Below are 12152 nucleotides of genomic sequence, written 5' to 3' on the forward strand. Positions count from 1 at the left end.
CAGTATTCTTACTCTGCGTTGAGTTCTGCTAGCACCTCATCGGAGAGGTCCATATTGGTATATACGTTCTGGACGTCGTCGGATTCTTCCAAAACATCGATGAGGCGGAAGATCTTCTTGGCGTCATTGGCCTCGAGAGGAACCTCGACGGAGGCACGGAAATCGTTATCGGAGTCATCAACCTCGATGTCTGCTTCCTTGAGGGCCTCCTTGACGGCCTGCACATCCGTGGGGGCGCAGATGATCTCAAATTTCTCGCCCTGGTCTTTAACCTCTTCAGCGCCAGCATCGAGGACTGCCATCAAGACATCATCCTCACTCAGCTCACCCTTTTCCACCAAGACATAACCGGTGCGGGAGAACATATAAGCAACCGAGCCGGATTCGCCCAGGTTACCGCCATTCTTGCTCATCGCGGTGCGGACATCGGTAGCCGCGCGGTTGCGGTTATCGGTCAAGCATTCAATCAGCATTGCGACACCGTTGGGGCCATAACCCTCGTACATGATGGTCTCCCAGTCGGCACCACCGGCTTCTTCACCAGAGCCGCGCTTGCGGGCGCGTTCGATGTTGTCATTGGGGACGGAGGCCTTTTTGGCCTTCTTAATCATGTCATCGAGCGTTGGGTTGGCCGCAGGATCACCACCGCCGGTTCGCGCCGCCACTTCAATGTTCTTAATGAGCTTGGCAAATTCCTTGCCGCGCTTAGCGTCATTGGCAGCCTTCTTGTGCTTGGTAGTTGCCCATTTTGAGTGGCCTGACATTAAGTCCCTTTCTAATTGGGTTCTAAATCTGTTGACAATTATACGTGCCCTGCACGAACTGGGAAAAGCGCCCCCATGATACGGACGCGTCGCTAGACGTTATGCCAATTGCCGTGCGCAGAACCGCTTCCTAAGTTTTCATCAAGGAACCGAGTCAAGCCTTCTTGATTGATCAATGCAACGAGTTCACCCTGCTCATTGAATAATTTACCGCGCGCGATGGCCGTTCCTTGCGCCGCTGTGGGCGATACCTGCTCATAGAGCAACCACTCATCCACGCGAAATGGGCGAAGAAACCACACCGCATGGTCAAGGCTTGCCAATTGCACCTTATCCCCTTGGTGCGGAATGAGCGCCGCCCGAATAAGGGTCATATCAGACATATACGTCAGGGCAGCGCGGTGGAAAGCGGGGTCACTCCCAAGCTCGCCCGTATTGCGGAACCAAATATGGCGATATCCGGCACCTGTCACCTCCGCGGCGGCATCATCGCGGCCCTCATCGGGCACTAAACGGATATCCCAATCGGTCCACTCCTTCAAAATAATCCGGGTGGAATACGGCGCCCCACCGCCACGGCGAGCGGCTTCATCGGGGCTTAATACCTGCGGTGCCACGTCCTGATGCTCGGGTCCTGCATCACCTTCGCGGTGGAAACTAGCCAGCATAATAAAGACGAGGCGGCCATCCTGGATGACCCGAACCTGCCGGCTAGCAAAGGAACGACCATCGCGCAGCCTTTCTACCTGCAGCTCCAGCGGCTTTTTCGTATCACCTGGGCCAACGAAATAACCGTGGAGGGAATGCACCTGCTTCCCCTCCATCGTCTTTTGCGCCGCGGTAAGCGCCTGCGCGGCAACTTGCCCGCCGAAGGTGCGCTCAATCTGCGAGGGGATCGCTGGGCCAGAAAAGACATCCGTATCTTGGGTGCCTTCTAATGCCAAAACCTCAGAAATGGTGCCCACAGTCATCCTTTCTTGTGCGCCTACTATGCGCTACATCACGTAAGTCTTCGTCTGCCTTGCCACCCTACTCCCCGGGGCAGCCCAACCCCGGTGACGAGAAACCTGATTCGAACTACTCAACGACCAAATTTTTCCCTAGAATCTTTTGGGTGAAAAGATTCGCGACAGTTCCTGCGGTATGGGTGGGCTGGGTTCTCGCCCGCTTGGTTTTGGTCTATTTTTTGAAGCTCGACCACAGCGCACGCGGCGATGTTGCCTATTATTTCGCCGGCCTTTTTGGCACTGATCCCACGCAGATGACCGAATACCCCCACGCGGGCACGTGGCCCACCATCATCTTAAGTTGGTTCACCGGTGGAGACCGCGGCGTGTTCTACATTGGCTTTACCATCATGACGCTGCTTGTCGATGCCACCTTCCTCGCCCTCCTGCTGCGCCACCACGAACGCAATAAACGCGTTTTTCTCGCCGGTTGGTTCTGGGTCTTTTTTGGCACGGCTGCAGGCCACGTCTTTGTGTGGCGCCTCGATATTTTTCCTGCCGTCGTCGTCGCTGGGGCCGCAGCGCTCCTTATTTCTCATCCCAAGACCGGCGCCGCCCTATTAGGCTTCGCCACCACCATGAAGCTCTGGCCAGGCGTCCTCGCAGCTGGACTGGTCGGGCGCTTTAATAGCACCAATTCCTGGCTGCGCTTGGCGTCCTTTTTCGGCTCGGTTGCCGCCCTTTCAGCATTGACAGTTGTCACCTCCGGCATGGACCGTCTGCTTTCCCCACTGAACTATCAGGGGGTACGCGGACTCCAACTTGAATCCATTCCGGCGACAAACCTGCTGTTACAGGCACACCTGAACCCAGGTAAGTGGCATTTGGGATATGCCCCGTCCAAGAGCTTTGAAATTTCAGGTCCGGGCGTCGATACCGCCATCATGTGGAGCTCCATCGCGACGGCCGGGATGCTGGTATTCGCCTTGAGCTGGGCGCTGTACCGTTTCTTCGTCGGAGGGTGGACCGCGCGAACCACCGTCGCCTTCTTCACCCTTATGGTGCTGCTCCTCATAGCAACCAATAAAGTATTTTCTCCCCAGTACATCATTTGGCTCGGACCGCTATTCGCTGTGGTAGTACGCCAAAAGCTCCCCGCCGGGTTTATACCCATCAAGATCTGTCAGGGCCTCCTCGCTGTATGTGCAGTTGCAGCCGCCGCGCTTGGCACCTACGTCTACCCGTTCCACTATGACTTCGTGTGGAAGTACGTGGGCGAAAACCTGACTCCGGTCTACGTACTCGTCGCCCGCAACGTGCTCATCCTCGTAGCGGTGCTCTTTGCACTTATATGGTTCATCCTTGAGGTAAGCCTGTCCCGCCGCATAGAAAAGGCCATCGTGGCAGCAGGCGGCTCGGAAACGAGCGCGGAAGCCGGCGCAGAGAACGCGTCCTCGCCGAATACGGGGCGAATTAACGTGCCTGGCTCCGACGCCCCTACCGAGTCTGAAGCGAGCACCGATGCCACTACGCAGACACCCCGCAGCTAAATTCTTAATCCGCCAGCATGTAGTCGAAGTACTCCGGTAATTTAGCGGTTCCGCCGAGGTGGAAGAAGCGCACTGCGGGCCGCAGGCGCAGCGCGCGCGTATCGCTAACTGCCTCGTTATAGAAGCGATGCGCCAATTGGATGCGGCCTTCCGCATCCGCCAAGGCGGCCGGGCGCTGGCCTACCGGAAAATCGCGCACAATGGCGGCCGAAAGCTCGCGCTCTACCATGGTGCGGGCTTGAAAATGCCCTTGCGAAAGCTCGGTGGATTCGGCCCTTTGCGCCAAGGCCGCAAGTTCCGGGGAAACTGCCGCCGTTACCGCCGCGCGCCGGTCCAACGCCGCCTGCAGTTGCGCCAGCGCAGCATCGGTGCGGATGTGCAGGAAATTTAGCCGCTGCGCTGTGAAAATGGCCCACGATCCCACAAGAATGAGAATAAGCAGCGCGATGGTTATTTCTATCGCCATCATCGCTTCACCCTCACCTTCGTGCCATCTTGCACCGTTTCATAAACCTGCATGACCGCCGCGGCAACATGGTCCCAGTCATACATCTGGGCGCGCTGCACGCCATTGCGCACCAATCGCCGCCGGTAGTCGCCATCATCCAAAACTTGGTTGAGCACACGTGCCAAATCGGTGGCATTGCCAGTGCGGAATAGCGCTCCCGCAGGCTCTTCCGATTCCGCGTTGCAGACCGCCCGAAAGGCCTCCAGATCCGAAGCCACGACGGCGGCACCGGCGGCCATGGCTTCTACCAACACGATGCCAAAGCTTTCCCCGCCCGTATTGGGCGCCACGTAGACATCGGCCCGGCCCAAGATTTGTGCCTTTTCTGCGTCGCTGACGCGCCCGACAAAATCCACGCCCTCGACCTCACGGGCACGGCCGCCACCCATAATGGTGACGCGAATATTCGTGTTGACCTGACGCAAAGCGGCCAACAGAATATCCAGGCCCTTCCGCGGCTCGTCGAGGCGGCCGAGAAAAACGACCTCGAGTGAGGCATCGGCAAGCGCGGGCTGGCTTTTCTTGCGCGCTAAAGCGTAGACGGAGGTATCGACGCCATTGGGAATCAGGACAGGATCGCCGCCCAATTGCTCCACCTGCCAGCGCCGCGCCATATCCGATACCGCGATGCCGCCGCGAATCTTTTCCAAAAAGGGCACGAGGAGCGGCTTTGCCAGGGTCAGGATGAGGGAATTGGCCGCCGAGGCGTGGTACGTCGCCACCATGGGGCCGTGCGCCACGGCCAAGGCGGTCATGGAAAAACTCGGGGAATTGGGCTCGTGGATATGCAGGACATCAAAATCACCGTCCTGAATGAAGCGCTTGACCTTGCGGGTTACCTTTGGCCCCACCGACAAGCGCGCAACGGAGCCGTTATACGCAATCGGGAAGGCCGGGCCGCCCTTGACCACGAAATCCGGTAGCGGTGTGGTCTCTGCGGCAGGACCAAGAACCTGGACAAAGTGACCTTGTTCTATAAAAACGGTGGCCAGGTCGAGGATGTGGGCCTGCACGCCACCAGGTTCATCAAAAGAATACGGGCAAATAATACCGATGCGCATTAACTGGAACGTTCCTTTCGCGCTTGCCGGCGCCGCTCCACGTCCTCGTTCCATTGCGGCTGCAGCATGTGCCAGTCTTCGGGGTGGTGCTGGATATTAGCCGCAAACCCATCCGCCATCCGCTGGGTGGTCTCCTTAATATCGGTAACCTGAACTTCTGGAGACACCGACAACCCCCAGCCATCGCCTTCAAACCACGAGTGCACCACGTGGAGTGCCGCGCCGGTCTCAATGGCTAGCTGTGCGGGACCTGCCGCCATATTGGCTTCCTCGCCCATGAAATCTACCGTGATACCGCGGCGGGTAATATCGCGTTCCGCCAATAAGCAGACCACCCCGCCCTCCTGCAGGGCTTCCTTCAGGCGCGCAAAGGGCGTGGCCGCCCCACCGGTAAGCGGCAGGACCTCAAACCCCAGTTCCTCGCGGTAATCCACGAAGGCATCAAATAACACCTCCGGCTTTAACCGCTCCGCCACGGTGGTAAATTGCCCGTAATGTCCCACCAAGAAGACCCCAGCCATATCCCAGTTGCCGGAGTGCGGCAGCGCCAGGATGACGCCCCGTCCAGACTGCGCGGAGGCGTCGAAGTGCTCGAGTCCTTCTAGTCCGCTCATGAGGCGCTCGTGCAGCTGGGGATCCGCGTGAATCGCGGGCAGGCGAAACGCCTCCATCCAATAGCGCATATATGAACGCATGGAATCGCGCACCAATTCGCGCGTGACATTTTCTGCCCCCACCACGCGGGTAAGGTTTCGCCGCAGGCCGTCCATGCCCCGCCCGTGGTCGCTCGCGAAATCCGCCACCCACCGGAAGATGGTGCGCGCTAGGGGCACGGGCAGCCGGCGAACTACCTTCCAGCCCGCCAAATACCCGGCCGCTGCTACATCTTCTTTATCCCACATGGTGCCGGATCCTCCAGAATAGTTTGTGCGCAAACCACGAACTAGCCGGAACGATAGCCCCCGCTGCGCCCATGTTCGCTTGATTTACATCTCGGCGTCTTGGCGCGCTGCAATGGCAATGCGCTGGTACACGGTAAATATTGAGCCTACCGCCAAGATCCACAGCGATACCGCTGCGGCGTACTCTACGCCCAAGCCCTCTAGGCCGATTCCGCCTAAGGCCAGAATGAGGCGCTCGGGACGCTCAATCAGGCCACCTACCATGGTGAAACCGGAGGCCTCTCCCCTAGCCTTGATATAGGAAATGACCTGGGAGCATACCAAGGTAATGAGGCAGGCCACCACGGTCCATTTGGACGCGTCTGCGGTATACACCAGCCACCAGGCGATGGCGCAGAATAACGCGCCATCGGTAATGCGGTCACAGCTCGCATCCAGCGTGGCGCCGAAAGCGCTCGATTTACCGGTCAGGCGCGCCATGGTGCCATCGAGCATGTCAAAGGCGGCAAAGAGGCCGGATAATACGGCGGCGATAAACAGGTGGCCGGTAGGAATGAGGATCACCGAAATGGCGATGGTCACAATAGTGCCTACAACCGTGACCAAGTTGGGAGTCAATCCCAACTTTAAAAAGGTCTTGGCTATAGGTTCCACCACCACGGCGGCGGGCTTTCGCCCATGCACGCTAAGCACGCGAGTCCTCCTCTTCCATGTCACGCCAACCCTCTGCCAGCACACGACGAGTGTCTTGCAGTAGTTGCGGTAATACCTTAGTCCCATCGAGGACAGTCATAAAGTTACTATCCCCGGGCCACCTTGGCACCACATGCAAATGCAGGTGGTCTCCCACCGAGCCGCCGGATGCGCGCCCCAGATTAAAGCCCACATTAATGGCCTCTGGGCGTGACACGCGCTTGAGCACCCGCACGGCCTTTTGGGCAAAGGTCATGAGCTCGTGGGATTCCTCCTCGGTGAGGTTTTCCAGCTGGGATTCCTTGCGGTATGGCACCACCATGAGGTGGCCGGCGTTATAGGGAAACAGATTGAGCAGCGCATATACCGTCTTGCCGCGCGCGATGATCAGCCCATCCTCATCGCTACCCTTGGGCGCTTCCACGAAGGGATCCTCGGACCGCTGCGCGATATAGGCCATCCGGTACGGCGCCCACAGTCGCTCCAACCGGTCCGGCTCACCGGCACCGGTATCGACGAATGTCTCCTCGCTATGTCCCTTTTGCGGATTAGCGCCGGGCACGAATGAGCTCTTCTGTCGGCTGTTCGTTAATGCGCTCTGCCACCCACGTGGAAATGAGCTCAACGGCCTCATCGACGGGCACGCCGTTGACCTGCGTGCCATCCAAGAAGCGGAAGGACACCGCACCGGCTTCCACATCGCGAGCACCGGCGACCAACATGAAGGGCACCTTGCCCGTCGTGTGGTTGCGGATCTTCTTCTGCATGCGGTCATCGGAGGTATCTACATCCGCGCGAATGCCCTTGCGGCGCAGCTTTGCGGCGACGCCCTCCAGATGCGGCACGAAGTCATCCGCGACTGGGATGCCCATGACCTGGTGCGGTGCCAACCACGCTGGGAATGCGCCCGCGTAGTGCTCAAGAAGCACACCGAAGAAGCGCTCGATGGAGCCGAAGAGGGCACGGTGGATCATGATCGGGCGCTTCTTCGTGCCATCGGGTGCGGTGTATTCCAGCTCAAAGCGCTCGGGCAGGTTGAAGTCCAGCTGCACCGTGGACATCTGCCAGGTACGTCCAATGGCATCGCGGGCCTGAACGGAGATCTTCGGCCCATAGAACGCCGCACCCTCAGGGTCAGGAACGAGCTCAAGACCGGACTTTTCTGCCACGGACTGCAAGATCGTGGTCGAGCGCTCCCAAATCTCATCGGAGCCGACAAATTTATTGGGGTCCTTGGTGGAAAGCTCCAAGTAGAAATCGGAGAGGCCGTAATCCTCAAGCAGCGAAATGATGAAGTCCAGAACCTGGGTGAGCTCTTCTTCCAGCTGCTCCTCGGTGCAGTAAATGTGAGCATCGTCCTGGGTAAAGCCGCGCGCACGGGTCAGGCCATGCACCACGCCGGACTTTTCGTAGCGGTAGACCGTACCGAATTCAAAAAGGCGCAGCGGAAGCTCACGGTAGGAACGGCCGCGGGATGCAAAGATCAGGTTGTGCATCGGGCAGTTCATCGGCTTGGCGTAGTAGTCCTGCGGCTCCTTGACCGTATTTCCCTCGGCGTCATACTCGCCATCGAGCTGCATCGGCGGGAACATGCCATCGGAGTAGAAATCAAGGTGGCCGGATTTACGGAAGAGGTCGCCCTTGGTGATGTGCGGGGTATTGACAAAGGAGTAGCCCGCCTGCACGTGGCGGTTGCGGGAGTGGTTTTCCATCTCCATGCGTACGGTCGCGCCATTGGGGTGGAATACGGGGAAACCGGAACCAATCTCATCCGGGAAGGAGAAGAGATCTAATTCTTGGCCCAGGCGGCGGTGATCGCGCTTTTCTGCCTCTTCCACCATGGTCTGGTAGGCGGCCAATGCGTCCTTGGACTCGAAGGCGGTGCCGTAGATGCGCTGCAGGCCAGCGTTGGCTTGGTCGCCGCGCCAGTAGGCGGCGGACGAACGGGTCAGGGCAAAGGCTGGGATGTATTTCGTGGTGGGAACGTGCGGGCCGCGGCACAGGTCAAACCATTCCACCTCATTGGTGCGCGGGTTCACGTTGTCATAGTGCGTCAGATCGCCGGCACCCACCTCGGCGGCCTCGTCGGAATCCGGGTCCACATTGCCCTTGTCCTGGATAAGTTCCAGCTTGAAGGGCTCATCCTGCAAGGCCTGCTCTGCCTCAGCCGTGGACGCGTAGGTGTGGCGCTCGAAGCGCTGGCCACCCTTGATGATCTTCTTCATCCGCTTTTCCAAGGCCTTGAGATCCTCCGGGGTGAAGGGCTCAGCGGTCTGGAAATCGAAGTAGAAGCCGTTTTCAATGGATGGGCCAATTCCCAGCTTGGTGCCGGGGAATTCAGCTTGCACGGCCTGGGCCATGACGTGGGCGCAGGAGTGGCGAATGACGGCGCGGCCATCTTCCTCACAGGCGGCTACCGGGACAAACGTCGATTCCTCATCTGGGGTGTGCGAGAGGTCAAAAAGAGTACCGTCCACGCCGCGGACTACCACGACGGCCTCTGGGCCCTTATTAGGCAGGGCCAGCTCGCGGAGGACCGCGCCAACCGCTTGCCCGGCCGGCACGGTGAAGGATTCGTAATTTACCGGTGCTGCGGGAATAAGTTCCGCCATATTCGCGCTCCTTTTTGCGCTCGCGCAGATACGGCATACCTGGCCGCATCCACTAGTTAAATTTACGGATCGTCATTCTACAGGCCAGCATGCGTGCAAAGTGATTCCGCCCACCACGTTTCTTTACCATCGCCGCCTTTGGTTCCCGGCGGGCAGAAATACATCGCCGAACCGATGTGGGTCAGCCACTCATTCAGCAGGTCCGCTCCATCAAGGCGCGCCTGGATGGGCTCGAATTGCTTGGTGGGATCCTGCTGGTAACAGATGAAGATCTGCCCAATATTGGATAGTTGGCCATCCTTGCCATCCGGCGGCAGCTCGTAGTTATAGGGGCGGCGCAAAATCTTTTGCTCCGGGTGGTCCTTTGGCGCAGTGGCGCGCGCCATGTGGGAGTTTTTATCAATGACGGGCAGGCCGAATTCATCCGTGGCCTTAAAGTCCGCCTCATCGAATTCCTTATCACCCGTAAGCGGAGCCCCATTTTCCAGCTTTCGGCCCACCGCATTTTCGCGGGAAGGCCGATCCAGCTTTTCCCAGGTATCGAGGTTCATGCGGATGCGGCGCACCACCATGGCCGCACCACCCCGCTGCCACTCTGGTCCGTCCTCGATCCAGACCTGCTCCGCGAATTCTTCATCGCCGTGCGGGTTGACGGTGCCATCCTTTTGACCAAACATATTGCGCGCGGTCTCGCCCTTTTCGTGGCTGCCGTAGGCGTTGATAAAGCCCTGCTGCAGCCAGTTAACTTCGGCATAGTGCTCGCCTGAGCGCACCATGTGCCGGAGCGCATAAGTATTCATCAGCGGGTCATCGCTGCAAATTTGCAGGACGATGTCAGTCTGGCCCCACTTTTCTTCTAATCGGTCGCGGGAATAGGCGCGGACATCGCCAAGCCACTCCGGCTTATCCACACCCAGCAGCGAGAAAATGCGCTCGCCCAGCCCACACGTAATGGTGAGGTTCGCAGGCTGGCGCACCATTTCCGGCTCCAAAGTCCCCAACGGGGGCTGGCCCGTGCACAGCGCACGCGCATCCTCGGTCCACAGCTTCATCAGGCGGGCAAAGCCTTGCTTGCCGATGCCCCCTTTGAGATCAAAGCCCACCAAGTTCAGGTGCGCTTGCTCCGGCGTGTCAATGCCGGCCTGGTGTGGGCCGTCGAAAGTCACGGTGGCATCGGCAAGCGGAGTGCTCTCCTCCGCTTCAGCGTTTGGTGTTGTTCTATCCGCGTTGCACCCCACCAGCGCGAACGCGCTGGTAGACACCGCAGCGCCGGTGAGAAATCCCCTTCTGCTGAATCCCGTCATGATTAGTGCGTGTGGTTTTCTTTCTCGTCGTCCTTGCCGGAGTGATCGTGGCCGGAGTGATCGTGGTCCATGCCGTCCATGTCGCCATAGTCCTCATCGCCGGCACCCATGGTCCGGGACTGGATGGGACCTAAGTCCATCTCGTCGCCGCCAGACAAGGTCACCTTGAGCTCAAGGGAATCGCCAGGCATGATGCCTTCCTTCATTCCCATCAGCATGAAGTGGTCGCCACCTGGCGCAAGTTCATGGCTCTCGCCGGCCTTGATGACCAAGGGGCTGGACTTTTCGCGCATCTGACCATCGACGGTCTCGTGAATCTGGTTCATCTCTGCGTCCAGGTTCGTGGAGAAACCAGTGATCTCGATGTCTTCATCCGAGTGGTTGACCAAGGTGCCGAAGATGGCGGTCATATCCTTGTCTTCGTTCGCACGTACGACGGCGTCCTCGAAGGTCAGGTCCTTATCCGCCGCCGCGGTGGATTCACTGGTTTCTGCAGTTGAAGAAGCAGCCGAAGTCGACTCTGAGTTATTGGAATCGTTTTCGTTATCCGGGGAGCAACCAGCGAGAACTAGGGCGCTGAGGGATACGCCAGCAATCAGGTGGGAAATTTTATTAGTCATTATTTGTGACCTTTCGAGTCATTTCGACGGGTTTTAGCAATCAACAAAGCGAGCACGGCCGCTATGGCCAGCACACCGCCCACTCCCAGGATGAGTTTCACCGAGGTGGGCATATCGCTCGAAGAATCTGCAGCTCCATCTGCATCTGCAGCGTCGGTGGAAGAAGCACCATCGCTGTCCTCGCCTTTCACCGTAAATGAGACTCCACCGCGCGTGGCGTGGCCATCCGAGGAGGTGATGTTGTAGCCCACCTGGTAGTTACCTGGACCGGGATCGACATCATCTGGAGTCGTGATCGTCAGATCGCGTTCATCGAGCTCCGGCTCCTGGCTAAAGACCTGTTCGCCAGTGTCCTTATTGGTCACCGCAAAGGTGTTGAACTGGTCCTTTGGGATACCGGAAAACTCCAGGGTAATTTCCGCAGGAAACTCCTCGAGCTGGTCGCCCTCCTTTACGGTTCCGCCCACGACGGAATCGTGCGCCAGTGCTACAGGTGCGGATCCGCCCACGATAAGCGCGGTAGCTCCCACCGCCACTGCCGTGCGGCGCAACCAAGGTACGCGATGGCTCATTTTCAGCTCCTTCAGTTCTGAATTTTGCGTGTGCATGCAAAGACATCCTAATCCCAACGAATGTCTTGGTGACAATCGTGGTCATCAGTGCGTCTCTTCAATAGTCGGTAACCGTATCTCCATAGTTCCGCACCGAAGCGAAAAAGTCTGCGATCTCCATCACTTCAGAAGTGTGGGGTGTGCCGGATACAAAAAAGCCGCCTTGGTGACAAGGCGGCTTGGATGGAGCGGATGACGAGACTCGAACTCGCGACCCTCACCTTGGCAAGGTGATGCGCTACCAACTGCGCTACATCCGCAGGTGAATCAAGAGATTCACCAAGGGGCATCAGATGACCCTCGTGCGCGATACTGGGATTGAACCAGTGACCTCTTCCGTGTCAGGGAAGCGCTCTCCCACTGAGCTAATCGCGCCCAATGCCCGAAGGCATTAAAACGTTGAGGTGGAAACGGGAATCGAACCCGTGTGCACGGTTTTGCAGACCGTTGCCTCACCACTCGGCCATTCCACCGTGGCGATACCGCCTCACACAATACAGTGCTGGAGCGGATGACGAGACTCGAACTCGCGACCCTCACCTTGGCAAGGTGATGCGCTACCAACTGCGCTACATCCGCA

12 protein-coding genes and 4 tRNA genes are annotated in these 12152 nt (G+C 58.5%); 1 reads left to right on the plus strand and 15 read right to left on the minus strand.

Annotated features, from left to right (window positions below):
- Positions 1–8 precede the first annotated feature (8 nt).
- On the minus strand, positions 9–764 hold the full coding sequence (locus ABRP93_RS07425; RefSeq protein ID WP_023022595.1) for a YebC/PmpR family DNA-binding transcriptional regulator: 756 nt from the start codon (positions 762–764) through the stop codon (positions 9–11).
- Positions 765–856: 92 nt separating this feature from the next.
- The gene (locus ABRP93_RS07430) at positions 857–1735 is read right to left on the minus strand and encodes an acyl-CoA thioesterase (protein WP_349887499.1); all 879 of its coding nucleotides are present in this window, start codon (positions 1733–1735) and stop codon (positions 857–859) included.
- Positions 1736–1878: 143 nt separating this feature from the next.
- On the opposite strand from ABRP93_RS07430, the gene ABRP93_RS07435 reads away from it, so the two are divergent.
- Positions 1879–3261: a DUF2029 domain-containing protein gene (locus ABRP93_RS07435; RefSeq protein WP_349887501.1), complete on the plus strand. Its 1383-nt coding sequence runs from the start codon at positions 1879–1881 to the stop codon at positions 3259–3261.
- A 4-nt stretch (positions 3262–3265) separates the two neighbouring features.
- Here the strand turns inward: ABRP93_RS07435 and ABRP93_RS07440 are convergent, their stop codons facing one another.
- The 13 genes from ABRP93_RS07440 to ABRP93_RS07500 form a co-directional block, all read right to left on the minus strand.
- Positions 3266–3727 carry a hypothetical protein gene (locus tag ABRP93_RS07440; RefSeq protein ID WP_034659215.1) on the minus strand — a complete coding sequence of 154 codons (462 nt, stop codon included), beginning with the start codon at positions 3725–3727 and terminating at the stop codon, positions 3266–3268.
- Positions 3727–4830, minus strand: a complete 1104-nt coding sequence (locus ABRP93_RS07445; RefSeq protein ID WP_349887502.1) for a glycosyltransferase family 4 protein — start codon at positions 4828–4830, stop codon at positions 3727–3729. The genes ABRP93_RS07440 and ABRP93_RS07445 overlap by 1 nt, the downstream gene beginning before the upstream one ends.
- The gene (locus ABRP93_RS07450) at positions 4830–5732 is read right to left on the minus strand and encodes a phosphatidylinositol mannoside acyltransferase (protein WP_349864225.1); all 903 of its coding nucleotides are present in this window, start codon (positions 5730–5732) and stop codon (positions 4830–4832) included. Before ABRP93_RS07450 ends, ABRP93_RS07445 begins: the two co-directional genes overlap by 1 nt.
- Positions 5733–5816: 84 nt before the next feature.
- The gene (pgsA, locus tag ABRP93_RS07455; RefSeq protein WP_349887503.1) at positions 5817–6425 is read right to left on the minus strand and encodes a phosphatidylinositol phosphate synthase; all 609 of its coding nucleotides are present in this window, start codon (positions 6423–6425) and stop codon (positions 5817–5819) included.
- Positions 6418–6987 (minus strand): HIT family protein, encoded by a 570-nt coding sequence (locus ABRP93_RS07460; protein WP_349887504.1) that lies wholly within the window; start codon positions 6985–6987, stop codon positions 6418–6420. The genes pgsA and ABRP93_RS07460 overlap by 8 nt, the downstream gene beginning before the upstream one ends.
- Positions 6974–9037, minus strand: a complete 2064-nt coding sequence (thrS, locus tag ABRP93_RS07465) for a threonine--tRNA ligase (protein WP_349887506.1) — start codon at positions 9035–9037, stop codon at positions 6974–6976. The genes ABRP93_RS07460 and thrS overlap by 14 nt, the downstream gene beginning before the upstream one ends.
- 77 nt (positions 9038–9114) lie before the next feature.
- Positions 9115–10341: a Dyp-type peroxidase gene (locus tag ABRP93_RS07470; protein ID WP_349887507.1), complete on the minus strand. Its 1227-nt coding sequence runs from the start codon at positions 10339–10341 to the stop codon at positions 9115–9117.
- Between the two features lie 2 nt (positions 10342–10343).
- Entirely contained in the window at positions 10344–10961 is a 618-nt protein-coding gene (locus ABRP93_RS07475; protein WP_023022613.1) for a copper chaperone PCu(A)C, read from the minus strand.
- Complete coding sequence (locus ABRP93_RS07480; RefSeq protein WP_349887508.1) at positions 10961–11533, minus strand: copper resistance CopC family protein; 573 nt, start codon at positions 11531–11533, stop codon at positions 10961–10963. Before ABRP93_RS07480 ends, ABRP93_RS07475 begins: the two co-directional genes overlap by 1 nt.
- Positions 11534–11756: 223 nt before the next feature.
- Positions 11757–11832 (minus strand) — tRNA-Gly (locus tag ABRP93_RS07485).
- Between the two features lie 43 nt (positions 11833–11875).
- A tRNA-Val gene (locus ABRP93_RS07490) sits at positions 11876–11947 on the minus strand.
- 27 nt (positions 11948–11974) lie between these two features.
- Positions 11975–12045, minus strand: a tRNA-Cys gene (locus tag ABRP93_RS07495).
- A gap of 30 nt (positions 12046–12075) precedes the next feature.
- Positions 12076–12151, minus strand: a tRNA-Gly gene (locus ABRP93_RS07500).
- Position 12152 lies beyond the last annotated feature (1 nt).

It is taken from the genome of Corynebacterium sp. KPL2850 (assembly GCF_040225855.1).
Taxonomy (GTDB): domain Bacteria; phylum Actinomycetota; class Actinomycetes; order Mycobacteriales; family Mycobacteriaceae; genus Corynebacterium.

Bases quoted from the DNA above. Each gene is read 5' to 3' on its own strand.
- ABRP93_RS07470 (WP_349887507.1), bottom strand. From the start codon at position 10,341: ATGACGGGATTCAGCAGAAGGGGATTTCTCACCGGCGCTGCGGTGTCT.
- ABRP93_RS07450 (WP_349864225.1), bottom strand. From the start codon at position 5,732: ATGTGGGATAAAGAAGATGTAGCAGCGGCCGGGTATTTGGCGGGCTGG.
- ABRP93_RS07475 (WP_023022613.1), bottom strand. From the start codon at position 10,961: ATGACTAATAAAATTTCCCACCTGATTGCTGGCGTATCCCTCAGCGCC.
- ABRP93_RS07480 (WP_349887508.1), bottom strand. From the start codon at position 11,533: ATGAGCCATCGCGTACCTTGGTTGCGCCGCACGGCAGTGGCGGTGGGA.
- ABRP93_RS07440 (WP_034659215.1), bottom strand. From the start codon at position 3,727: ATGGCGATAGAAATAACCATCGCGCTGCTTATTCTCATTCTTGTGGGA.
- thrS (WP_349887506.1), bottom strand. From the start codon at position 9,037: ATGGCGGAACTTATTCCCGCAGCACCGGTAAATTACGAATCCTTCACC.
- ABRP93_RS07430 (WP_349887499.1), bottom strand. From the start codon at position 1,735: ATGACTGTGGGCACCATTTCTGAGGTTTTGGCATTAGAAGGCACCCAA.
- ABRP93_RS07425 (WP_023022595.1), bottom strand. From the start codon at position 764: ATGTCAGGCCACTCAAAATGGGCAACTACCAAGCACAAGAAGGCTGCC.
- ABRP93_RS07445 (WP_349887502.1), bottom strand. From the start codon at position 4,830: ATGCGCATCGGTATTATTTGCCCGTATTCTTTTGATGAACCTGGTGGC.